This is a genomic window from Dysgonomonas termitidis, assembly GCF_054657735.1.
In genome coordinates, this window is sequence record NZ_BAAHYD010000002.1 from 2,947,209 (window position 1) to 2,973,166 (window position 25,958).

The window sequence follows — 25,958 nt, forward strand, 5'->3', positions numbered from 1 at the left end:
AATGAAAAGGCAATTTATATCATAACATCTCTAATTTTTAAAGGCCGGATAACCTCATATTTACAAACGTACTATTTTTTATTCAAAAGCGACCTTTTTCCTTTATAAGAATTTCAGGACATACTGTAGGAATATCAGAACATTAGCCGGAAATACTTTTTCTTCATTTTTTGCGAAATAAGAATAATAGGACATTATTACCGCCATACGGGGCTTTTTTCACCATTGGTTTTGCACGACCTTTGTCATGTATTCGAAAGCAATGTAAGGTAAGGTGAATACGAAATAAAGATTAGTTAGGTTATCAATTTTAAAATGAAAGATTATGAAAAAGCTATTTTTTACACTTGCAATTATGTTCGGTTTGACTTCGGTTGTTAATGCCCAGACAGGCAAGGTCTGGATAGGTGGTAGTACAGGTTTTAATACAAGCAAAATAACAGATGGCGAACGATTGACAAATTACAACATAACACCTGAGGTGGGCTATATGTTGTCGGACAACTGGGGCGTAGGAATGAAACTGGGATATGCACATAAAGAATATAATGTGCCGGATGGTAAGGCTAAGTCCGACGGGTTCACAGTAAATCCGTTTGCGCGTTACTCATTCCTCAGAGGAAATATAGGTGGTTTGTTTGTTGATGGCGGCGCCGGATATACTTACAGTAAGGTAAAATCTACCGATACGAAGGTGCATGAGTTGGAAGTCGGCTTCAGACCCGGCGTTGCCATCAATGTTTCCGACAATCTGACCCTGACCGGAAAATTCGGATTCTTAGGCTATCAGTATGAAAAATTCGGCAGCCAGAAGACCAATACTTTCGGCTTCGATTTCGACCTCAGCCAGATACAATTAGGTTTAAATTTCGTGTTCTGAATAACTATATAAGCAATTACTCTAAATTACTCAAAAATCTCTTCAAAACATTGAGAGGCTGCTCCCGGGATGGAAGCAACCTCTCGCTTTTTATTGTAGTTCATTTGCTTATTTCATGGTTTTCCCCAACTCCGCTAATTTGCTTATCGTTCTAAAATTACGTGATGTGAATGGAACATCCGTTTTCTGTATACTGCCCGCTAATTTGGAATTACGGATACTCTTACAAAACAGCAGGTATATATCCCGCCCTGCTATCTTGTATTCATCTCCTTCCTTATCATATTTTATCAGGCGCCCGATATCTTTTGATGACGGATTCCGGGAAAACATAGATACATACAATACCTCACCTTCCGATGCAGCCATAGCCCCGGCTATTTTTTTCAACGTGAACGGGCATCCCGCTATAATGGTTTCCAATTCGCTCAATGTCCTCAATATTACGGCAACAGGAAACCCGAAAGTACGTTCTATAGTTGTTTCTATTTCTATGCGGAGTTGTTCTTCTTCCTTATCGGAAATAAACAATACATTACCGCTCTGAATGTATGACTGTACGTTTTGAAAGCCCAAATTTTCGAATACTTTTTTCAATTCAGCCATCTTTATAATATTCTTTCCGCCGACGTTAATACCCCGCAATAGTGCTATGTAGATCATAATTAAATATATAAGGAACTTTAATTTTAAATTCTTAATTAATTTATTTTCTCTTATCCGCCCTGTATAAATCAATGGACTTATAGCCCTTTCGAATAATGCCGGCCATCTCGTCAAGCCGTTTTTTTACAGTTTCCTCCGAGCGTGTATTATACACGAAACGTGCCCACCCTCGCTGATAACCGGGCGTAAGGTTATTAAAAAAAGCAAGTATCTCTTTATCTTCAGCGAAGTGTTTTTGCAGATCAGGAATACGGCCTATATAATCTGAAACGCACTGGCTGAGTTGATTTGCCCGGCCCTTCCGCGTTTCTTCATGTTTAAGCCCGATAAGAGTGAATGTATCATCAAAAGCCAGCATTTTAAAAAATTTCAGCAAACTGCCTTTTACATAACCATCGTCGTCCACGTCCACCCGCTCAAAAAAATCGTCACGGCCGATATACTCTTTATACCTCTTATTTCCTTTTTTGGGATAGATAAAGAACAGATTGCCGCCTCTATCCAGCATATCCTTCTCTATGACCATCTGCAATTTCTTCATAAATTCATCCAGAGTGAAGACAAATGCAAAAATGGTATTGTATTTTTCCTTTTGCACGCTATTGTCAGGAAGCAGGCTATCCAGGTCATGTATATCTCCGGGTTTATCCAGCGCCAGCACACTCCCGTAAGTATTAATTCTCAGTTTATTTATTATCTGTCCGCTCATAATTATATCGTATAAGGCATTATGTGTTTTCGGTCTGCAATTTAATATAAAAATGAGAACTCCGTACCCTCGCCTGAAAAATCATTCTGAGGATACGGAGCAAAAATTTTGTTCAATTTATCTAAAGGTTGAAAAGTCTGTTCACTCTTTTGTTTCTCCGTTATATTTTATACTCATAATTTACCATCCATAAAACTTCGAATTTATCTGTGAAATGGCCGAATAATGCGCCCCAAAACATTTTATCCAAAGGCATTATCACTTCCCCTCCAGCCGAAAGCTCATTGAATATACGCTGAGTTTCAGCTTCACTATTCATATTTACCGATAAAGATATATTGTCTCCAAACTTAGTCCTGATACCAAATACTTCGGATGTATCGGAACCCATAAGAATAGTTCCGCCTCCTATAGGCAATGACATATGCAGTATTTTTTCTTTCTCTGTATCGGGGAGCGGCTGTTCCGAAGGCATATCTTTGAAACGGCTCAGGTATGTAAATTCACCGCCAAATACAGATTTATAGAAATTGAAAGCAGCCTCGCAATTACCGTTGAAGGAAAGGTAGGGATTAACTGTTGCCATTCGTATTTTAAGTATTAAATCATTAGATACTATTACTTTAACTGTATGGCAGTATCAATTAACAATTAACCGTATTATTTATCTTATCTGCCTTTCAAGATATTAAACATTTTTGGGGTTAATAATGTTTTCAAAAGTGAATAATTATTTTCATAAACATTTAATACACTGTATATAAGGCGTATATTGTCAATAAATGTTGATTTATTTTCGCCTTTCTCCTAATGGAATACTTATTCCAAATTGAAAATTAAGCGCCCGACTGGTAGTAGGAATAAAATCTGATGAAATATGAGGCGTTGCATAATCACTCGCGAGGAACAAATTCAAACCTTTGGAGGGTACAATATGGAGTGCCAGACCAAATGTATCGAACTGACTGTGATTGACCGAATAGGTCAGACTGGTTGCAAACCATGTACAAGGACGGTAATTAGCAGAAAGGGTGAATTCCGAAATATTGGAATAACTGCCGAAACGGATGGTATATAATGCTCCTCCGGAAAGTTTATTCTTTATCAATTCGTATTCGGCTCCCAGATTCATATTCATACGAAGCATGGATGCCCGCCCCCTTTTGGTCTCCCCTTTCAGGTTCACTGCTTTTTTTATATCGTCCAGCGCGTCCTGAAAAACATCGAATACCGAAGAACCGTCCCTTTCATATATCGAATAATCGTTAGGGGAAACAATTACCTCTGTTTCGGGAGATTGCAGGTTTATGGTATTAGCCTTAGACCATGATATAAAACCAATATCGTTTATTGCTCCGGAAATCTTCAAACCGTTCAGAGCCGGAATCAGTTCTCTCACGTCATACACCACACCCATATCTATACCCAGTCCTAAACCCGGCAGATTAAAACTACCGAAAGTAAAGCCATCCAGATTTCCTTTTTCATCGTATCTGGGCGCTATGCCGGGGGCGGAACCGATTAGCGTGGCTTTTGATTTTGCTTTCCAGTAATCGGGACCAGCGTCTATATTCAGGCTTTTGGTATCTAATTTAAAATCGGCCAGCCCGCCAAGAAATTTCACCCGTGCACCCAATGTTAGTTTCTCATTCATAAACATACGTGAATGTGCAACACCGATTTCTATAAACGAATAACCCGTGGCATGCAGGTCGGACAGGTCGTATGTAGACTGCTCTTCCTGTCCGAATCCTCTTTTCAGAAGTTCAAAAAACGGTTTCGGAATATTAATATCTGCATGGGTTCTTATACCCAGATCGATATTCCAGTAATCATCCCCTTTGAAAAAGCCCAGTCCGAAAAGCTTTATATTTACATCCGTATTGGCATAATTATCGTAGGACAGTTTTGACAGAAATTGCTCTGCACCTACACTCTGATGCATAAAGGTCACACGCCCGCCATCGGGCCCCCTGAACGTAAAATTGTGTAAATTGATTTTATTCGTTTGCGCATTTGCGCCTATGCCGGGGAGCACTGGAATTACAAGGTATCCCTGTTCGGGACGTAATGCCGGATTAAGGCTGTTTCGGAGATAAGAGGTCTCCATAAAATAGTCCGATTGAGTAACCTGCCCATATCCTCCATTTATGGAGAAAATGCATAAAATGGTTATCGACACGGCATGTAGTCCTGTAATAAACTTCATATTCCTATCAACTGTGTTTAAAGTTCATAGTAGAAGCCACCGGTTTTTACTATGGCTCCCCATATATACAGGTAGTCGTCGTTGCTCAACCATAAAGTAGCATCTTTTGATTTGAGGACAATTATAAGCTGCAAATCGGAAGCATTCTCCATATATTGCATGTACCCGGACGTAATCTTGACAGAGAATTCCTGTTCTATTCCGGTAGTCAGCGTTTGTTTCGGTATAATGACTTGGGCAATCCTTTGCTTTTCGGTATTGATGATATTGAAATAGACATCGAGTGACACTCCCCTGGTAGCCACATAAATATCTATTTTTGCAGATATTTCCACCGTCTCGCTGCCTTCATAAAAAAATTTCCGGACCGCATTATCGTCAAACAGTCCGCGTATTGTATCGCTCAACGCGATAGAGCCGTCAGGAATAGGTATCCCCCACGACCCGTCCAGTTGCGGCAAACCTTTTATATATATTGTATCAATATCGCCTAATGGAATAGGCGGAATACTTATTACTCCGCTTTTATCCATATTCCCCCAGTCGTAGTCTTTATCGACACAGGCCTGCAAGCCCGACAGGAGTATGATGGCCAGGAATATATGGCTGTACTGAAGTCTCATTTTGGCCGATTTTTTTGCGATTTCCGTATTATATCCGGTTGTAACAACAAATTTAAAATATATAAACCGGAAATCCTATTTTTTAACGGAAAAGCAAGGTGAAAATGGTATATAAATTTATTTTTAACACTGTTTTTACTGATATTAACTTAATTAGACCCGGTTGTTTATAAATTAAAATCATTATCTTTATATACCTGAATATAACACTGTAAACCAATAATGACACAGGACAAAAATACCGGAAAGGGAATATCAAACCTGCTGAAAAGAATGTGGCAGGGTATTGTGGGAACAAAGAAGAATGACGTCACTGTGTATTTCATATCGGGCATGTGCTACAATTGCAGCGTATTTAACAACCTGAAATTACCCAGGGGGTTCAGGAAAAAATATATAGAATGGCATATTCCCCGGCCCGATGAATCGCTGGATGAGTATGCGCATGTAATGGCCGGAAAGATAGATACTTCGCGCCCTTATGTATTGGTAGGTTATTCGTTCGGTGCTGTTATCATGCAGGAAATGGGCCGTTTCTTGGAACCTGTAAAAAGTATAATAATATCGTCTTTCAAAAGCGAAGATGAAATCCCTACCCTGTTCCGTGCCGTGAAAAGAACTAATCTGGCAGAACGGGTGCCGATGCGTGTATATTCTTCTACTGAATTTATAACCAACGCATTCAACCGTTTTGTATATAATATGCCTGCTTCGGAGTTGTCGGAAGTAATGACATATACCGACCCGGCATATATTAAATGGGCTGTGAAACAAATTACAGAATGGATACCGGGAGGAAACCACAAGCATCTGTATCATATACATGGCACTCTGGATCAGATATTTCCCTATGAACATATAAGAAATGCATTTCCGGTCGAAGACGGCGATCATCTGATGGTAATAAAAAAGGCAGACGTTGTAAGCTCTGTTCTTAGCGGGATATTACTGATGAAGGAAGAAGATGAATAATATGAACCAGAAAAAACATAGGCTACAGTTTTATAAGATAATAAGTAGCACCACCCACCTTATTACCCATCTGTAGCCTGCTCTTTTACCTAAATTATTGCAGTTATACAGGTTATCCGTATCATTCTATACGTCACAAGAACGCCGTCATACACTTTTGCTGGTATAACATATACGTATTAAACAGTCAATAAAATTCTCTGCTGACTAAAAAGTTTAAAGAATTGTTTTTTCATGAAGCTTAGCGTGTACTTGTGATCTTACCGGTTGCAAATATATATAATATTTGGAGAAAAAACTCGATAAGTACCAAAACTCTCAATATAATTTTATCTATTATATGAAGTTTGTATTGGTCAAACCGAATATTTTTTTTAACTTCGGGGCATCAAAGTATTTAGATGTGGCTATAGAAAGACAGAAATTGCAATACAAAAACACAACTTTTCCTACCATTTTTTTCTTTGAAAATTTGGAAGTTAGTTTTATTTTGTTAGAGAGAGAGAGAGAGAGAGAGAGAGAGAGAGAGAGAGAGAGAGAGAGAGAGAGAGAGAGAGAGAGAGCTTATTAGCTACTACCCTTAAAAAAATAATCCACTATCATTTCTACAGTTTAATTGATTGCGCCCATATATGGGTGCGCAAAATTTACACATTTATTCCGAAATCACAATACAGGGTATATTCTGTTTTCCGGCAGAGTACGCCCTGTATTATTTTTCTCCCGGGGAAAGATAAATCCTATATTATGATTTTAATTATGAAACTACAATTATGGAACGAAAAACTTTAAAACTATTGGTCATAGGCGCATTATCCCTTATGACTTTACAACTGCAATCGCAAGTGACCATCGGTTCGGGTCTAGAACCCAGACGAGCGGCTTTGCTCGACCTGAAAACCCGCCAGGGCGCTGCGGGTACGGTATCTTCCGTTTCGGATGACGCTAATATCACTTCCGGATTGGGTGACGGCGGTTTGCTGCTTCCCCGCGTAAAACTGGTCAGCATCAGTACCCTCGAACCATTTATCCCGACCAGCGATCCTGACTTTACAGCCAATACCGACAACCTGAAAGAGCGCCTTGCCGGACTGATGGTGTATAATATCACCAACAACGGTGTGGGTAGTACCCTCTATCCTGCTGTTTATACATGGAACGGAGCGATATGGGTTACCTCACAGGCTAACGAGGCCGTATCGTCTATTACAGGGCAACCCCAACAGTTCACCTTCTACGAACTGGGTACTGAAACGGCCGCACCGCTAACCTTTACAGTAGACGGGCTGGGTACATGGACGTACCAGTGGTATCAGGTAACGGGTAATAATGTGCATGTGCTTATCGGTACACCTATTGGCGGAAGCGGGACCATATCGGGCATAGGAGCTACCACTACTTCCTTCACTCCTGCTGGAGCCCTTAAAGGCACTACCCGCAATGCCAATAATACAGGCTTTTATAAATTCTACTGCATCGCTACAAGCACCCTCGGCGCAGAATTAACCTCCGACATAGCCGAAGTAGCCGTGGGCTGTGGAGCTAAGAATAATGCCGGCGAATGGATTTCCTTTATGTGCTTTAACCTGGGAGCTACCGACCTGACTATTGCCGCACAAAGAAATCATCCCATGACCAATATTCTTAACGATTCAGACGGCAGGCATTATTATATTGCAGGAGAAGAAAACCTTTACGGCGACTTGTACCAGTGGGGCCGTATCGGCGACGGACATCAAAAGCGGGGAGCCGCACAGGGTTTTACTGTCGGAGCAAACACCGCGGGGACAAATCAGGTAGCCTATGGTTCAGGTCCGACGTACGAGGACGGCAATCTGATTGGTCCAACAACGCGTTACCCATGGAGACAGGTGGCCCGTACGGACGCTACTCATTACGGTATGTTTATTTACGGAACAGGTTCAGGACAAAATTACAACTGGGCATATAACTTGCTTGCAAACCAGATAGACCAGTTGTGGCGTACCGGACGTTTTGCCCCTAATGATCCCTGCGCCAAGATCAAGGAAGACGGGTTGACTTACGAAAGCTACTACCCTGCCCAAAGTAATAATATTAATGATGGCAGTGCAGATACGAGCTGGCGCACACCTTCGCAGGACGAATGGGGAAACCTGTATAAAGGCGGTACTGTTTCGGGATTTTCGTCAACAGCCACAGCTAATACCTGGGTATGGTACAATACTAACGGTCGTGGGTACGAAATCAGACCTGACGGCGCCACTACAACCCTCTTTTTGCCTGCTAATGGCACCCGGAGCTACGGCAGTGGCTCGCTCTACGGCCAGGGCGTGAACGGCTACTACTGGAGTATCAACATTATCAGTACAGATGCGTACGGCCTGCACTTCAACAGTGGTAGCGTGTACCCTGCCTACAGTATCTACCGCGCAGAAGGCATTGCTTTGCGTTGCATCAAGAATTCATAATCCGATTAAGATTTTATTAACTATATATAATGCACAAAACCATCAGGCTTTTCAGCATTCAATCCTTACTTTTACTGCTTCCGTCAATATTCTTTGCCCAGTCCGTATCCGTCCGGCTACCGTGGTATGCCGGACGCGACTATTATTTCTGCCTGCCGGAAGGGGCTAAGGAGGACACTATCGGAAGAGGGAAACTGGATGCCGGAGGCAGGGCGTCTGTTACCCTGCCACGAAACTACCGGGGAGTGGGACGCCTCTCTATCAGGAAATACGGCAAAATATGGAATATCGTTATCAACGGCAAAGAGGATGTTTTAATGAGTGAAGCCCCCTCCGGCTCCCCCGAAGGGGCAGGACAGGAAGCAAGCCCTGTATTTGAAGGCTCAGCCGAAAATAGTTTCCTGATTAATTCACTTGCCCGGCAAAACAAGATCATAAGCGAATATGTCGAAGTTTCGGGCCGTCCTCAAAACCAAAGCCCGTCCTATGTGCTGGCTCCGCCTGAACAGCATATGCTGGCATTGGATAATGAGTATAAGACTTTTCGCAAAGAAATAAATGACAGCCCTTTGTATGCCGCCCGCATAGTGGAGATACTGAATTGCCTTTCGGGAACAGGCAGTTCTTTCAATGTGTCGCAGGAGGGCATATTGGAAGAATTGAGGGATTTTATTGTCGGTAAGGTCGATTTTGGCGATCTGTACACCAGTGGTTTCTGGCAGCCTGTATTCGAAGTATGGGTGCAAACTTCGGTCAACGACAGCCTGCTGCTCAACGATGCCCGCCATATGATCGACAGGTGCGGCAACGATATATTTATCCGCAGGGAAGTAACGCAGGCTATTATCCGTATGTTCACTAAATATGCAAAAGACGCCCTGCTTGCCGAACTCGGCACGGAATACCTTACTATGCCTCTGAACGGGCAGCCTGCACCGGAGATCGTAGCAGGCGATAGCCTTTTCCTTCCCAAACACAGCCTGATCGTTTTTTACGAGACAGGTTGCGGCAACTGTCATAATGAGTTGGAGGAACTGAAAAGTAAATATAAACTATTGACAGATAACAATATCCGTGTGATAACCATTTCCGCCGATGTGGATAGGAATGTATTCGTGGAAACGGCAACGGGTTTTCCTTGGGTAGACAAGCTTTGCGACTTCAAAGGCTTCGACGGGGAGAACTTCCACAACTACGGCATTGTAGGTACGCCCACATTTATCCTGACCGACAGGGAAGGTATTGTGCGGGGACGGTACGCACAACTCAGGGAACTGTTTAAGAACTGAGGAATAGTATAGATTATAGAGCTTACTAAATATTATCGCTTAGTTTTGTTTAGTTTGTATTTTGACCCGGTGAGCCACGACGGTTCGCCGGGTCGAATACGTCAACGCCCACCGAAAGGCAAAATCCTGAAAAGGCAGGAGAAGCCAATAAAAGACAAAAAGTCTGTTAGTCAGTAGATTAACAGACTTTTTCGCTCCGGGCGAGAAGTTCACCCAATGGTAGAAAATGATAACCCTTGTTTCTTGCATCTTCTTTTTCTTTTCGGGCAAAATAAGCTATGTCCGCGCCAAAAAAGCTCAATGCGTCAGCTATCATGCCTCCCGATTTACCCAGTCCTATAATACCGGCCTTCAATCCTGTAATTTCGCGGGGCATCCCATCCCAAGGTTCCTGTCCGAATCCATGCAGACAACGCACAAGCTCGCTTATCACATATTCTACCACTCCTTCGTCACCATAATCCCGGATGCCTGTTACGGTAATACCCCGTTCGTTAGCATAACGGATATCCACGTTGGCGCTTTCGGGAGAATACAGAGAACAGCACATCCCGATATATTTAATATCGGGACATCTTTCCAAGATATAACGATTGATCTGTGATGTATAACTCAGGAGTACAGCGTCTGCATCTCCTATGCGCGCAACAATAGCGTCGTCGCCTATAGGTATATCCTGATGCATAACAACTTCTTTTGCAAAAAAATACAATTCCTCCGCAGCCGGCGGAATCAGGCTTACGGGCTCTATGGCTACAAGTTTTTTAAACATATCCTTAAAGATTAGAAACAATAAAGATAGTAAAAGAAGCCTGCAAGGACAAATCCCTACTCTGCCTGCACTTACATTATACTATATTATCCCCAGTGCCATAACGGCAATACCCCACTCTGTATTATTTAGTTTCATTGTTAACAGGCAGGCTTATATTTAACCACTGTTCACCGTCCCATACATAAACCCCATCCGGCATTGCACCGTCCTGCTTATCTTTATTCTGGTGAAAGATCATCAGTCCGGTCAGATCTTCCTTCTTGTCGTTATAGTCAGGAGTATTCTCCTCTGCATAAGGCGATAAACTGGTACGGGATTTCAGTTGTACCTTGTACAAGACCAATCCTCCGTAGATCGCCATAGGCTTTGGTTCTCTTTTTTTGGGCTGCAATACCGTGTTTACCGTTTCTTCCTTTACCGGGTTCTTCTTTTTTTCAATAACCGGAGTGCCTGATTGGGAATATGCCGCTACTGTCAGCAGCAGACCGATAATAATACTCAATGTAACTCTGTAGTATTTTCTTGTTTCCATTTTTTTTGTTTGAAATGTTAATAAAATCAAGTTATATAGGCATACTGTTACCCGGTTCAGGGGGTTATCTGTATTTATGTCAATATGTTTCATCTTTATTATGTTATATAAATAGAAAATAGGATTACCCTACCTGTCGCAGACAAGGTAATCCGTAAAAGACAAAAAATTTCCGCATATAATATTCATAATGTAAGATAAAGACAATTGAGATGCGGAAAAAGGAATAATATTATTTAGATATATCATATTCTTTAAGAAAATCCGGATATTGGCGAAACTGATTATTCAAAATATTTCAGGTTTTAATGCCCGGAGATAAAGTATATGATTCTAATATTCTGCTATTAGGAAATAGTATTACCTCAATATATTTTTTTATTCTCATATATTCAGTCGTTTAATTTTCGTTTTGTTGTTTGCTTCTGTTCCTATTCCCATTCACGTTTGTAATGCATTGTGCATGCTGTAATACAGAACTATATAAAACTATCGGTATCAATAAACAATGTATCAGAATGCACAAACGGAAAAATCAGCGCTTTCGCAAAATATTATTCATCCATGTATGCCATCAACAGCCTGTAACCAGGCCATGATTTACTGTTTTTAATACTGTTCTTTTAATTTGTTATTCTTTATATTTATCCGTTGTCAATTACTCTCTGATAAAAAGTCAATTCTTATTCTGTATCTCTGAATTATTTCAATTGCAAAGTTATATGGATGAAACAAAAATGCTTTTACATATATCCACCATAATGTAACAAAAAATCGTACATATGTAAAACATAGCTGGTCAGGGGCTTTATTCTCAAAAAAAGGGTAGTTCCTTTCTAATTTTCCTGAAAATCCGGTTCACATCCGTTTTCCCATATCTTCCCGTATTTCCTTATATTTGAAGGTGTATCCCCTAAATATGTCTTGCAGAAATTGGTAAAATGAGAGATACTGGAAAAGCCGAATTCGTCACAAATATCTTTAAAGCTTTGTTTTTCGAGCCGTATTTCATAATAGATTTTTTCCGCCTTGTTCCGGAGCATCCATTTATACGGGGAAACGCCGAATACACGCTTGAAGTGCTTCTCGAAACCGGAAACCGAGTAATGAAGCGCCTCTGCCAATTCGCTTACCGATTTATAGTTGTGGCTATTACGCATAATATAAGATGAAAACACGGAATCGGCACTGAGAGCCTTACGAAAAAAAAACGATAAATCTTTCTGGGGATAAAAAGCACGCAGGAGAAAGAACAACTCTTTTACTTTATTCCGGTAAAATATACCGCAATATATTCCTTGGTTGATACAGGTCAGCACAAACTCAATATATTTCTTTATTTCCACATTTAGGTCTAAAAGATATAAATCGTCCATGGTTTGATCGTTTTCGTTCTCAAAAAACCTGGCAATATCCTCAATATTCATGCAATTGCAAAATGTAATTTGTTCCTGAAGCCGTATGATCAACAAGGTAGAATACTCTAACGCATTAAGTGAATAATGTTGATTTACAGGAAGATATACAGCCTTATTTTCTTCAATAATCGCTCCAGTATGACTTGCGAACGACAAAGAAACTTTTCCTTTTATAAGAAAAACCATCTTATCATTCAGGGAATTATTATCTATCAGGTCATTCTGATTCAGTTCCAACAACTGAATAGTAGAATGACGCCCTTTTTCTTTATAAGGGCACGATAATTTATCCGAACAATATAATTCGCTCATATAAATTGGCTAATAAAACAAAAAACTATAGAATGACCTTATCATTAATAAGACCAGGTTCAACTCGTCTCTTGTAAAAAGTAATAATTAAATTAAATGAAAGTAGAGATATAAATAAGAATAGGTACTTCTTGTAAGAATTTGTATTCGGCACAAATGTAGAGGTTTGAATTGAATTATTTTTTACATATTTCCTCCATTTTTTATTATTTTTCTTCCATCCTAATGGATGCAGTATAAGTATATTATCCCGATATGTATAAGCGATATATAAAAAAAATGTTATATAATCTTATATATTCTTATCGTGAATTTAGAGGTTACCCTTCCCGTTGTAATTATATTTTTTAAATTACTGAGAACAAAATCAGGCAGATAGGTGTTTAAAAGACAGACGGAATGGAGGACAAAAAATAGTGATTCGAAATAAACATTTTATCATTTCATCACTTTCTTCGTGTTGCATTATAGAACAAATATCATCATTATTGTTTGCAATTTGTATATTTCTAACAGCTTCGATTTGATAAATATTACAGGAATATTTAATCATCGTAATTATATTCATGTAGCAAATATCTTATTTAAGATTCATTTTCGGGAGTTTTCTTGAATGTCCGGCCCGGGCATAAGAGATATAATTACATAAAAATTCTCATAGCGGTCTATTAATTAAGGAATATAATTTATGAATACTTTCTGTGATAATGATTGCCCTATGGCTGAAAAAGAAGATCCTACCTTTGAACTTTTAAAACTGGATCAGGGAAATGTAATTAAAGAAATATCAGCCGAAGATATAATGGCCTTTGTTATTAAAGGCAAAATCGATTTGTCTATAGACGTATCTATTAATTCTGAAATAAAAGTAGATGACATCATATACCTGCCTATAGATTGTCACTACTTAGCTCGTATTCTGGAAGATTCAACTTTGCTAATTGTACGCATACATGATCCCATTTTATTTTGCAATTGCCTGCGTATCATGGATCTAATAAAAAGTAACCTTGACGAATGCTGTAAAAGTAAGCATTACGTATATTTACTGGAAACAAATCCGGAAATCAAACAGTTTATATCGTTTATCCAGACTTGCATTGATAAAGGCATATGTTGCAGGGAGTTTTTTCAACACAAAATCGCAGAATTATTCTTTCTGATGCGGGCATTCTATCCCCAGGATAATCTTGCCCAGTTTTTCAGTAGAGCATTACATTCTGATTCGGGCTTCTCTTCTTATATCACACATTATGGACATAACTATAAATCGGTAAGCGAATTGGCAGAGGCGCTTCATTACTCGGTTTCCGGTTTCGAGAAGCACTTCAAGCGTGTATTCGGCGTTTCCCCGTATAAATGGATGCTCCGGAACAAGGCGGAAAAAATCTATTATGAAATACGGCTCGAAAAACAAAGCTTTAAAGAAATTTGTGACGAATTCGGCTTTTCCAGTATCTCCCATTTTACCAATTTTTGCAAGTCGTATCTGGGAACTACCCCTTCCAACATCAGAAAATCCGGAAAATCCATTGCCTATTAACATAGGCAATTAATAGATAATCTTTCGTCTGTAAAGGCTAATATTCCCTGTATTTTATTTCTTATTTCTTATATATTAAAAATAAGCAAGAGGCTCCGTTGATTGACAAATATTTAAATTCTAACAATATCCCATTGTTACATTTTTTCACACTACGAGGAGAAAATGTAAAATATAATGGCGAAAATCTATAAAATTTATGTGAAATTTTAGAAATAACTTGCAGTCATAAATTGAATGCAAATTATATTGAATGAAAATAAGAGTGAAATACTGCATTTTCAATCCCAATTCATCGGCTGAAAATCGAATTATCAGATATGCTTCAATAAAGGCATACACTGTAGCTTCACAACACCTGGCGAACAATGATAATCTAAAGAGGATACAGTTATTAAATAAAAGATCGTGTAAAAGGACGGCATGGTTAGAAATGGAATAGCCCAGACAGCTATAAAACAGAAAGATCAGATATTACAGGCAATGTATAAGGCCTTTTTAACATAATGTCAAACAACAAATCCGGCAAATAAAAAATACAAGGAGGAATTATGCAAACAGGCATTTAGTTTACCTCATACGAGTATGAAAGAATATCTGCATTAATATTTCTTATACTCATTCTTTATTAATCTAAAACTTTAATTCCTTTTTACAATTTGTTATTCTTTTGTTTTACTGTTTGTCATGATCGGAATTACCTTGATATAAATCAGTTCAAACAGAATCTCTACAATAGTTTGTGTCACAATAACTGCGGCGACCAGCTGATTTTCAGGGGCAGGCAAAGATAACGCAAGCGGCAGAACGACTAAAGAATTTCTTGTACCGGTAGAGAATGAAACAGCCCGTGAACCATATACATCAACTTTAAATATTTTAGCCGAGAGCTTTCCTGTCAAAGGGGCAATAATGGCAAATGTAACATAGATCGGTACAACGGTTAATATTGGTGCCGGATCTTCATATAACATCCCGACTTGAGAAGCAATAACGACAAAAAATGTCAATGCCATAAGCGGGACTGGTAACCAACCCGAGAAACTCAAAATACTTTTTCCTATTCTATTATCTGACTTTGAGATTAACTGTGTTATTATTGAAAGTACAAATGGAATAACGATCAAATAAAAAAATGCTTTCACAAAAGGTGTAACCTCGATTATACCGACAGTCTCTTTTCCAAGAAAAAACCACAGGTACAGAGGTAATAATACCATTTGAAAAATAAACAGTAAGGGGGTGGAAGCCAAAACCGATTTGGAATCTCCTTTCCCCAAATGGGAAAAAACAATTACATAATCAATACATGGCGTCAATAAAACAAGAAGAACCCCAATACTGGTTACAGGGTTTAGCGGAAAAATACTTACTAAGAGCCATACAAGCAACGGTATCAGTATAAAGTTTCCAAATAAGAGAGCAGCGAAGAATGAGCGATTTTTTAATGCCTGTTTCAGTTCCAGAAAAGGAATCTGACAAAACATACTGTAAAGTAAAACCCCGATTATTGGTTCAATGGCGTGTTCAAATATATTCGATTGATCCCAGGCCAATCCAACGATAACACTGATCAACAGTATTATTATATAGATACTTATTTGCTTTTCTTCAAGTATACTTTTATTTATCATGAAATTTCTATCATTATGCAGGATTTACAAAAATATAACTATTCACAAGAATATCCAATATCTAACTAAAGCGAGGGAATATGTCAGGAATAAGAAAATGAAAAAAGCTTATAATCAATTATTAATTTTCTCTTCCTCCTTTAAATTGGACAGGTGATATAGAAAATTGCTCTTTAAAGCACTTACTGAAGTAGAAAGGGTCATTAAATCCTACCTTGTAAGCAACTTCAGAAACATTCAGACCGGTTGTTTTCAGTAGTTCTGCCGCTTTTTTCAGGCGTATTATCCGTACGTACTCATTTGGAGAGTAGCCTGTAATTCCTTTTACTTTTTTATAGAGCATGGTTCTTCCCAGATTCGTAGACTGAGCGAATACATCGACTGAAAAATCAGGGTTATCCAGATTTGTATCAATTATAGAATGTACTTTGTCTATAAAGGCTTTATCTTTGTCTGTCGTACAAATCGTGGTAAGTCCTATTCCGGGTTCCTGTGAAAATTTCTGCTGTAATTTCTCCCGTTGTTCGATAAGTTTAATAATCCGGGCCATCAGATATTTTGTACTAAAAGGTTTGATTATATAGGCGTCTGCACCCGATTGTATACCTTCTACCTGATGTTCTACAGATGAATGGGCTGTGAGCAGAATTATAGGAATATGACTTGATTGAAAATCCGATTTCAGCCTCTTTGTAACTTCAAAACCATCCATTTCGGGCATCATAACATCGCATATAATCAGGCTGGGTTGCTCATTTACAGCCATATTAAGCCCTTCAACACCGTTGGGTGCGGTCAGAATACTGAAAACAGGTTTTAATTGTTCCGTCAGGAATGACCTGATATCTTCATCGTCTTCAATAATAAGAATCTTATATGAGCTCAAAGTTCCGTTCAGGTTATCCTCTTCAAATATATTCTCTTCAATGGAAGAAGAGTTGATTACGGGTTCAGGATGGATGATGTTCTCTCTGTTATAATTGCTGTCGGCCAAAGGAATCGTTACAATGAACGAAGCACCTTCCCATTCGGATTCTGAATATTCGATACGTCCCAGATGTACATTAACCAGCTCATAGGTAAGATTAAGGCCGATACCAATGCCCGGTATGGAATAATTAATCTGTTTGAATCTCTGAAACAGCAAGTCTCTTTTATCCTGAGGAATACCCGTCCCCGAATCAGAAACGGTCAGTTGCCAATAATCATCTTTTTCGTTAAATTCAAGCTTTACTGAAATATTACCCTCGGCCGGAGTATGCTTAAAGGCATTGGACAGCAGATTGAAAGCCACTTTATCCATCTTTCCCCTGTCTAATAATGTTATTTTCGAATCTTTGTCCGATGAGAATGTGAAATTGATATGATTTTTATCCGCTGTCTCAGTAAATATATGATAGATGTCAGAAAAAAAACTAACAGTTTCTGTATATTCCAGAGTGAGTTCCATTCTGTCTTTTTGCATTTTCCGGAATTCCAGTAATTGGTTTATCAGCCTCATTAAGCGTAATGAACTCTTCTCTAAAATCCTGATCTGTTTTTTTAAGGGCGCAGGCAAAGACTTCATTTCACTCATATTCTCAATACTTCCACTGATAATGGTCAGGGGTGTCCTGAATTCGTGAGATATATTGGTGAAAAAGCGTAAACGATATTCAGTCAGCCTTTTTTCTACTTCGACTGCATTATGTAGCCTGTTCATTTTCAGAATAAGTTTGGACGCGAAAAAGCAGAGGATAAGCGCTGTAATAATATATATAGCAATAGCTTTCGACGATGTCCAGAAAGGCGGGACAACGATAATCTCCAACACTGTTTCCTGTTCGGCCATAATACCGGAACTATTGCTCCCTTTTACTCTGAAAATATATTTTCCCGCCGGAATATTCTTGTAAGTTGCTACATTATATTGCGTGATGGGATTCCATTTATTATCATAGTTTTCAAGTATATATGTGTACCTGTCGGAATACGCGTCCTGAAAATTTAATGATGAAAATTCTATGCTAAAAGAATTCTGACCATTCTTTAACTTTATGGATTTCGTTTCGGTAATGCTTTTACTCAAAGGCGAATCCTGTCCGTTAGGTACTGCCGGAATACCGTTTATGCGAAGCTTGGTCAATAATACCGGCCGGTCGGGAGCATTGTTTTTGAAGGAAGATGGATCGAGTATATACATTCCGTTATAACTCCCCAGCATAATTTCTCCGTTTTTTCTTTTGTAACTCGAAGACTCACAGAACAGATCACTTTCCCAAGTGTCGGGGAAACTGTAATTCTCGAAAATCATTGTATCCAGATTCAATTTAGAAACTCCGCTTTCGGTACTTATCCATAAATTGCCGTTATTATCTTCTTCTATCGATTGTACTACATTGTTTATCAATCCTTCTTCGGATGAAAAATGTCTGAAGCTGATTTCTCCGTTCAGACTGTTTTTCACGGCTAAATTAAGGCCCCCGCCCGATGTTCCTATCCAGATTTGCCCCCGGCTGTCTTCGAATAAGCATTTTACTTCACTATGATTTAATGAAGCGGGATTGTTCCTGTCGAAATGAAAACTTCTGATATCAGCCGGTTGCTTATTCATTTTATCAGGGGTAAAGGTGACGATGCCATTGTTCCCTCCGAGCCAGATCATGCCGGATCTGTCTTGAATGATACACCGGATAAACTTTTGTTCGTTAGATATAGCCGGTATCCTTTCAAAGATTAAATCTTTACCATCCTTCTTACAATAGAGTAATCCTGCGCCGAAAGTCCCTACCCACAGGTTTTCTTTCGAATCGATTAATATCGAGTATATACTGTTATTAGCAAGACTTATGGTATCTGTCGGGTTGTGAGTATATGTTTTATATTCACCTCTGTTACCGGAGATGACCAACAGGCCGTTTCCTTTGGTACCTACCCATTTATCGCCCTTACTGTCTTCAATCATGCAATACGGCATTCCCTGCGATAATGAGATAATATTCTTTGATTGAAGGTTTTCATCGAAGACGTAAATATTGCCACTTTTCGTTCCTATCCATATATCTCCGGACTTATCCTGGAAAATAGTCCTGATTATTCTGTTTTCAGCGTTGGTCTTATCCATATCCGGAAAAAATACCTCATTCTGGTATTTTGTCAATGAGATTTTAGAAATACCGGTATGTTCTGTCCCTATCCATATCTCTCCGGATTTATCTTCGAATACGGAAAGAAGATAATTGGTTTTAAGCCCGCTGTTGTAGCGGGTATAATGGCTTAATTCTCCCGTGTTCTGATCTAAGGCGAACAGGCCGTTCCCGTATGTTGTAATCCAGATTATATCCCGCGAATCGCAATAAATATCATACCTTTCCAGATCAATGACCGGCAGAATGGATTTAGGTATTAACTCTATACGCCTAAATTTTTGTATAGGCTTTTCATACTTCCATATATTACCCGATTTGTTATATATCCACGGGTTATTATTGTTATCGGTAAATATCCTCGTTCCGGTCAGTTCCTCACCATTAAAAATATCTTTTGCGTCGGTTACTACGGATAAGCGGATATTTAATATATATGTTCCTTGTTTCCCGGTAATCAGAATTCTGTTTTCATCCAGGACAGCAGTCTGATTAATAATAAATTTACCTCTTTGCGGATAGATATCGATCATGGAAGAATATCTCTTCTTATTTTTTTCTCCTACAATAATTTTATTGTTATGAGTAAAAAAGTAAATGTATCTGCCTGATTCTTCAGCTTTCTGAAAGTTAAGATTATTGTCTCCCGTGATATAATATTCAGGATTATCCCTTATTATCTTATACAACTCTTTATCCGTCCCCAACCATATCTGATTACCCGAATCTTCATATACGAAGTTTACTATATTGGTTTGTATGTTATTCTTATCGAATAATGTCGGCAAAAGCTCGTTATTCACGTATTGAATGCGGCATGCGCCTTCTTTTGTTCCCCACAGCCAGATATCCCCGTTTCTTGTCACCAGGATATCCAGATAACTTCTCGCCTCATTCTTTCCGGTATAATCGACAAACGATTCGGTATGAGTATCGTAACAGTCGACAATCCCGGATGTAGAGAGTATCCAGATACGCCCGTTGTTGTCCTCTACCGTCTTTTTTATTTTGCTTTCGGTGAGTGACAATAAATTGAATTGAGGGCGCATTACATCAAATTCACGGCCATCATAGCGGTTCAGCCCATTTATGGTACTGACCCATATAAAGCCCCGTTTATCCTGCATGATACTCCTTACAGTATTGTGGGATAGTCCGTTTTTATTAGTAATATTCTCAAATTTCAGACCGTCGATGGCATATACAGGGAAAGTCAGAAAATACAGAAATATACAGATTAGATTTAATTTACTCATTTAATCAAAAGGCAACAATACAAAATTATACAAGTTCAGATAAAGGGAAGTTCTTTTCTTCTGTTTTTACAGGTGCTGTAAACATTTATCCATGCAATTTAACGATTATTCCATACGACGGGAACTGCGACAAGCATAAAATCGATTTTACTACACAAAAATACAGGTATAATGTCAAATCTTCGATGCGCGGCCCTTGAAACATCAATACATTTGTTGCGAATATTTTTTCACATCTGAAACTACATTATAAATAATACTATTGAAAATTCAAATTTTGGTTCCATAACCTAACTAAATTTAATATCATGAATAATTGTATGAAAAAAGAACGAAAGCCAATTCTTTTCAAGGTATTGCTATTCTTTGCTTTATCGCTTGTGAATAGCAGTATCATTTTTGCACAAAATGGGATTACAGTTTCCGGTACAGTGCAGGACGAATTAGGAACACTCGTGGGAGTGAGCATCGCGATTAAAGGAACTACTACAGGTACATTGACCGATGTGGATGGTAAATTTTCATTAACCGTCCCAAATGATAAGGTAGTTCTTACTTTCTCCTTTATAGGCTATGTTTCGCAGAACATAACAGTAGGTTCCGACAGAATTTTCAATGTAACGATGAAGACTGAAGATAATTCTTTGGATGAAGTAGTAGTTATCGGTTACGGCACCGTGAGAAAAAAAGATCTGACCGGATCTACCGTATCGGTCAAAGGTTCCGATCTGGCCAACATTCCGGTAACTACAGCAGCTCAGGCCTTAGCCGGTAAAGCTGCCGGTGTGAATGTTATTCAGCAAAGCGGCGCACCGGGCGCTAATGTTCAGATCACTGTACGGGGCGGCACATCTATTACGCAAGGTACAGAACCATTGTATATTGTGGACGGTTTTCAAATGGAAAACGGTTTGCAGAATGTAGATATTAATGATATCGAAAGTATCGACGTGATGAAGGATGCTTCCGCAACGGCTATTTACGGGGCAAGAGGATCGAACGGTGTTGTATTGATCACTACAAAATCCGGTAAATCGGGAAGAACGGAAGTTTCTTATAATGCATATGTCAGCTTCAACCGTCTGGGCAAAAAACTGGATTTATTAGGAGTCGAAGACTATGTGAAATATCAATATGAATATAACGTGCTTCGTGGTAATGCGGATAGTTTTGCCAATTTTTTCGGAGGTGATGTCAATGCAGCTGACTTTTATTCCGGAGCTTATTCCAGAATCTCTCAAGAATATGGGAATCGCGCGGGAATCGATTGGCAGGATATTGTATTCGGTGATACCGGAATTACCCAGAATCACAATATAAATATAAGTGGTGGCACCAATAAAACCAGGTATATGGTGAGTTATAACTATACCGGTGAAGACGGTATTATGGAGAAACATGGCTATAAGAAAAACAGTATTCGCGCCAAGATCAATCATGAATTAAGTAAAGGTGTACGTTTCGATTTTGCTTCCAGCCTGCAAATGACCAAGGTTGACGGTGGTGGTTCGCTGGGAGGAAAGCTAAAGCAGACAATCCTGCAACCGATCACCGGAGGGGCAAGGTGGACAAATGAACAAATGATAGGTTCCGATATAGGTACGGAGATCGGTAATATAATGAATGATGCCAATTATGATGCTCAAAACCCGATTCTGGATAACAGGGCTATTACTAACGAGAAATATACCCGTTTAGCAACTGTCAATGCCGGACTTGAATTTGATCTTATAAAGAACATGACGTTCCGCACGGCCGGCAGCTATACATGGCAGCAGATTCGTAAAGATTATTGGGATGACGGCAGCACCAAACAAGCTAAAGCAAATAAAAGCCCTTATGGTTATGGCTCCCGGGATAATAGTGAAAAATATTCATGGCAGATCACAAATACTTTGAACTATGCATTCAACCTGAAAGAAGTACATCGTTTTAATGTACTCTTGGGACAGGAGACTTATTATACCGAAAATATGATGCTGGAAAATGAATACCGTAGTTTCTCTGATGGTAACTTCGGACTGAATGATGTGAGTATGGGAATCCCTTATACATGGAAGTCTGATAAGGAGAAAGTAGGATTGGTTTCTGTATTTGGCCGTCTTTCTTATAATTTTGATGAACGTTATCTTTTTACGGGTACCTTGCGCGGAGACGGGTCGTCCAAGTTTGCCAGAGGCAAGCAATGGGGATATTTCCCTTCTGCTTCGGGGGCGTGGCGTATTACGGAAGAGTCCTTCATGGAAAATGTAAAAACGATTATGAATAATCTGAAACTGCGTGTGGGCTACGGTATTGCGGGTAACAACAATATTAAAAACAATATGTATGCGACCTCTTACGGATCCGGGCATTATGGATATAACGGAGGAGATTATATTACATACATTCCCGGTACGACATTGGGGAATCCAGACTTGAAATGGGAGAAAACGACCACCACTAATATAGGATTAGATATGGCTTGGCTCAACAGCCGTTTTAACCTCTCTGTGGACTGGTATAATAATGAATCATCCAACCTGTTGATAGAAAATAAAATACCTACTTCCACCGGATATTCTACCCAGATACAAAATATCGGCTCTATTCGCAACAGAGGGGTTGAAATCGTGTTGAATACAACGAATGTTTCCACCAAAGATTTTACATGGTCGACTGATTTTAATATCGCATTCAACCGTTCGAAAGTATTGGATCTGTATGGAAGTGACGAACTCAATTATTTTATAAAAGATTATGAATCCCGTATGGGATACAAAATAGAAGTGGGACAACCTTTAGGACAGTTCTACGGACTTATTTATGATGGCATCTATACTACCGATGATTTTATTCAGAACCAGGACGGAACTTATACGCTGAAGGATGATGTACCCTATCTGAAAGGAAGTACCCGCTCCAGCGTAAAAGTAGGCGATGTGAAATATAAAGCGATTGCCGGTGAAACGGATCAGGATGGAAATCCTGTTTTCTCTGTCAATGACCGTACGGTTATCGGTAAAGCACAACCTAAATTTACAGGAGGTATGAACAATACTTTCAGGTATAAAGGTTTTGACCTGAACATCTTCTTTAATTTTGTATATGGCAATAAAGTGTTCAATATGAGTACACAACGATTTATTGGTCCATATCTGGCAAATCAAAATACACTATCGAAGATGAGCGACAGGTTTACATTGATAGATTCTGAGACAGGCAAAGAGAGTACTAATCTGGCAAGATTGGCTGAGCTGAATCCCAACCAGAACGGAGGTTTATTATGGAATATTTCTTCCAATAATAAGACAGCTATCAGCGACCACAGTAGTTATTACCTGGAAGATGGTTCTTATTTGCGTCTGAATAATATTACCTTGGGTTATACATTGCCTAAGAAACTAGTACAAAAGGCAAGGATCAATAGTGTCCGGGTCTATGGTACGCTGAACAATATCCATACATTCACTAAATATAGCGGTTATGATCCCGAAGTATCGGCAAGCGATAATGCTTTGACTCCGGGTATAGACAATTCTTCTTATCCACGGGCAAAAAGTTGGGTGTTGGGAGTAAATTTAACCTTTTAAATAGATCATGAATATGAAAAAGATAATAAATATTTTAGGAATATCTATCCTGTTGCTGATGTTCAGTTCATGTGAGGACTGGTTGGACATGCCCTCCGAATCAAAAGCCGATAGCTCCAGTGTGTTTTCAACGGTGAGCAGAGCCGAAATGGCAGTAGTCGGAGCTTATCCATATATATTTACACAAGAATTGGGATACCAGTTATTGATGGGTACAGACGAATCAAGTTCGACGGAATCAAATTCCAAATACAATGTTTCGAATTATGATTATACGAATCTTACCGGGATGTTAAGTTCTACTTATACCACCATGTATCGCGCTATCGAATATTCCAATGTCTGTATTAAGAATATTCCTTTGATGAGTGCTGCCGAAGCTGAACAAACAAAGGTTAATTCACTGTTGGGTGAGGCTTATGCCGTTCGCGCGTATGCATACTGGAATATTGTGCGTTTTTATGGTGATGTTCCTTATACAGACATCCCTACTTCCGATTTGACGACTTTTTCATCTTCACGTGTCAGTCGCGATGAAATATGGGATCGTTGTATTGCTGATTTGCAGAAAGCCGTCGAATTACTCCCCTGGAAAAGTGAGGGGATGGTAAGTACAGGAGAACGTTTCACCAAGAATGCGGCGTATGGTATTTTAGCACGTGTAGCCCTGCATGCTGCCGGATATTCACTGCGCTGGGATTTGAATACCGTTCCTTATAATAAAAGCACTGTGAAAAATGCACAGCGTGAAGATGCAGCCCGCATCAGAGAACTATATCAGATAGCTGCCGACGCATGTGCAGCAGTCATTGCTAAAAATGAAAATAGCTTGTTAAGCAACTACGATCAGGTATTCCGTGACCTGGCTTTGAAACAATACAACAATGAAACGATCCTTGAATATGGCTGGTATGGCTCCGAAAGCCCGGATGTACGTACTGGTTATGTGAATGGGGTTGCTACCAGCGGAACAAGCGCTACATTCGGTAAAGGAGGTCCCCAGATGATAACTATGCCGACTCTTTACTTCGAATTTGATGAAGGAGATCAGCGCCGCGATGTATCGGTTTGCAACTATGGCATTCTGTCGGATGACAATTTGCAGATGAGTACATATATCGGGACTTGCCTGGGTAAATACCGTATCGACTGGAAAGCGGACCGGGGAACATCAGACAGTAAACGGGATATTAATTTCCCATTGTTACGCTATTCGGATGTATTGCTGATGTATGCAGAGGCTTTGAACGAATTGAATAATGGGCCTACGGAAGCTGCTGCAAACGCAATAAAAACAGTTCGTCTGCGTGCTTTTAATAAGGACGCTTCTAAGGTAGGTACTATTCCCTCAGAATATAACGGGTTCAAGGATGCCATTATCAAAGAGCGCAAACTGGAGCTTTCCAACGAATCGTTACGTAAGAGCGACCTTACACGCTGGGGTATATTATACGAATATTTAACAGCGGAAAGAGAGAAGCTGTACCAATTGGCAAAGCACGAAGGTCAATATGCAGATGTAGGTGTATACCGTGCATATAAGAAGGTGAAAGCTGTCGTTAAAAATCCGCTTATAGCTGTTCCTTATATTTCTATGGATGACACGGATATCAATTCTATGAACCTTACAGAAGGGGAAATTACGACTCTCAATACGATAAATGCCTCAGGCAAAGGCTATCTGGATAAAACTTTCTACGAAAATAGCGCCACAGGCAAAGTCTACTTTACCAAAAGCAGCGTGCCCACCGGAACAGACGTTACAGAAGTATCATATACTATATTAAATATGTTTGGTTGCCATTCGGTGAAACAGATGGGCGGGCTTTCCGTAGAGGACGTGCCGGGATTAGCTTCAGTTAATAAATGGATCGAGAATATGTTTTATGGCATGCAGAAGAATATGGTAGAAATCCTTCCATTCAATACTACGAATATAATTGATGTAAATCCCGGACTGATAGGTCAACAGCATCCAATGTATTAATCAGAA

The 25,958-nt window shown here is 39.4% G+C and carries 17 protein-coding genes and 1 pseudogene; 8 read left to right on the forward strand and 10 right to left on the reverse strand.

Features of this window, described 5'->3' with window-relative positions:
• Positions 1–325 precede the first annotated feature (325 nt).
• The gene (locus ACYQ3L_RS16240) at positions 326–880 is read left to right on the forward strand and encodes an outer membrane beta-barrel protein (protein WP_379995205.1); all 555 of its coding nucleotides are present in this window, start codon (positions 326–328) and stop codon (positions 878–880) included.
• Between the two features lie 108 nt (positions 881–988).
• Here ACYQ3L_RS16240 and ACYQ3L_RS16245 read toward each other — a convergent pair whose 3' ends face one another.
• The 5 genes from ACYQ3L_RS16245 to ACYQ3L_RS16265 all read right to left on the reverse strand — a co-directional run bounded on the left by ACYQ3L_RS16245 (position 989) and on the right by ACYQ3L_RS16265 (position 5,087).
• Positions 989–1,543 (reverse strand): DUF1697 domain-containing protein, encoded by a 555-nt coding sequence (locus ACYQ3L_RS16245; RefSeq protein ID WP_379995207.1) that lies wholly within the window; start codon positions 1,541–1,543, stop codon positions 989–991.
• Between the two features lie 43 nt (positions 1,544–1,586).
• Positions 1,587–2,255, reverse strand: a complete 669-nt coding sequence (locus tag ACYQ3L_RS16250) for a YdeI/OmpD-associated family protein (protein ID WP_379995209.1) — start codon at positions 2,253–2,255, stop codon at positions 1,587–1,589.
• 160 nt (positions 2,256–2,415) lie between these two features.
• Positions 2,416–2,841 carry a VOC family protein gene (locus ACYQ3L_RS16255; protein ID WP_379995211.1) on the reverse strand — a complete coding sequence of 142 codons (426 nt, stop codon included), beginning with the start codon at positions 2,839–2,841 and terminating at the stop codon, positions 2,416–2,418.
• A gap of 204 nt (positions 2,842–3,045) precedes the next feature.
• Complete coding sequence (locus tag ACYQ3L_RS16260; RefSeq protein WP_379995213.1) at positions 3,046–4,464, reverse strand: DUF5723 family protein; 1,419 nt, start codon at positions 4,462–4,464, stop codon at positions 3,046–3,048.
• A gap of 17 nt (positions 4,465–4,481) precedes the next feature.
• Positions 4,482–5,087 carry a hypothetical protein gene (locus tag ACYQ3L_RS16265; RefSeq protein ID WP_379995215.1) on the reverse strand — a complete coding sequence of 202 codons (606 nt, stop codon included), beginning with the start codon at positions 5,085–5,087 and terminating at the stop codon, positions 4,482–4,484.
• A gap of 222 nt (positions 5,088–5,309) precedes the next feature.
• Here ACYQ3L_RS16265 and ACYQ3L_RS16270 point away from each other — a divergent pair, with 222 nt between their 5' ends.
• The 4 genes from ACYQ3L_RS16270 to ACYQ3L_RS16285 all read left to right on the forward strand — a co-directional run bounded on the left by ACYQ3L_RS16270 (position 5,310) and on the right by ACYQ3L_RS16285 (position 9,798).
• The gene (locus ACYQ3L_RS16270; protein ID WP_379995217.1) at positions 5,310–6,059 is read left to right on the forward strand and encodes an alpha/beta hydrolase; all 750 of its coding nucleotides are present in this window, start codon (positions 5,310–5,312) and stop codon (positions 6,057–6,059) included.
• A 340-nt stretch (positions 6,060–6,399) separates the two neighbouring features.
• Positions 6,400–6,630, forward strand: a complete 231-nt coding sequence (locus ACYQ3L_RS16275) for a hypothetical protein (protein ID WP_459952442.1) — start codon at positions 6,400–6,402, stop codon at positions 6,628–6,630.
• 202 nt (positions 6,631–6,832) lie between these two features.
• On the forward strand, positions 6,833–8,509 hold the full coding sequence (locus tag ACYQ3L_RS16280; protein ID WP_379995221.1) for a fibrobacter succinogenes major paralogous domain-containing protein: 1,677 nt from the start codon (positions 6,833–6,835) through the stop codon (positions 8,507–8,509).
• Positions 8,510–8,538: 29 nt separating this feature from the next.
• Positions 8,539–9,798: a peroxiredoxin family protein gene (locus ACYQ3L_RS16285; protein ID WP_379995223.1), complete on the forward strand. Its 1,260-nt coding sequence runs from the start codon at positions 8,539–8,541 to the stop codon at positions 9,796–9,798.
• A gap of 181 nt (positions 9,799–9,979) precedes the next feature.
• Here the strand turns inward: ACYQ3L_RS16285 and ACYQ3L_RS16290 are convergent.
• From ACYQ3L_RS16290 to ACYQ3L_RS16300, 3 genes and pseudogenes are all read right to left on the reverse strand, one after another.
• A pseudogene (locus ACYQ3L_RS16290) lies at positions 9,980–10,570 on the reverse strand (NAD(P)-dependent oxidoreductase); the annotation flags it as partial.
• Positions 10,571–10,694: 124 nt separating this feature from the next.
• Positions 10,695–11,105: a hypothetical protein gene (locus ACYQ3L_RS16295; protein WP_379995225.1), complete on the reverse strand. Its 411-nt coding sequence runs from the start codon at positions 11,103–11,105 to the stop codon at positions 10,695–10,697.
• A gap of 836 nt (positions 11,106–11,941) precedes the next feature.
• Positions 11,942–12,835: a helix-turn-helix domain-containing protein gene (locus tag ACYQ3L_RS16300; protein ID WP_379995227.1), complete on the reverse strand. Its 894-nt coding sequence runs from the start codon at positions 12,833–12,835 to the stop codon at positions 11,942–11,944.
• A 688-nt stretch (positions 12,836–13,523) separates the two neighbouring features.
• Here ACYQ3L_RS16300 and ACYQ3L_RS16305 point away from each other — a divergent pair.
• Entirely contained in the window at positions 13,524–14,378 is an 855-nt protein-coding gene (locus ACYQ3L_RS16305) for a helix-turn-helix domain-containing protein (RefSeq protein WP_379995229.1), read from the forward strand.
• 662 nt (positions 14,379–15,040) lie between these two features.
• Here ACYQ3L_RS16305 and ACYQ3L_RS16310 read toward each other — a convergent pair.
• Both ACYQ3L_RS16310 and ACYQ3L_RS16315 read right to left on the reverse strand, forming a co-directional pair.
• Complete coding sequence (locus ACYQ3L_RS16310) at positions 15,041–16,012, reverse strand: arsenic resistance protein (RefSeq protein ID WP_379995231.1); 972 nt, start codon at positions 16,010–16,012, stop codon at positions 15,041–15,043.
• Between the two features lie 121 nt (positions 16,013–16,133).
• A complete protein-coding gene (locus ACYQ3L_RS16315) occupies positions 16,134–20,393 on the reverse strand; it encodes a hybrid sensor histidine kinase/response regulator transcription factor (protein WP_379995233.1) in 4,260 nt (1,419 codons plus the stop codon).
• A 320-nt stretch (positions 20,394–20,713) separates the two neighbouring features.
• On the opposite strand from ACYQ3L_RS16315, the gene ACYQ3L_RS16320 reads away from it, so the two are divergent.
• Positions 20,714–23,965, forward strand: a complete 3,252-nt coding sequence (locus tag ACYQ3L_RS16320) for a SusC/RagA family TonB-linked outer membrane protein (protein WP_379995235.1) — start codon at positions 20,714–20,716, stop codon at positions 23,963–23,965.
• A gap of 13 nt (positions 23,966–23,978) precedes the next feature.
• Complete coding sequence (locus ACYQ3L_RS16325) at positions 23,979–25,952, forward strand: RagB/SusD family nutrient uptake outer membrane protein (protein ID WP_379995237.1); 1,974 nt, start codon at positions 23,979–23,981, stop codon at positions 25,950–25,952.
• The last annotated feature ends 6 nt before the right edge of the window (positions 25,953–25,958 follow it).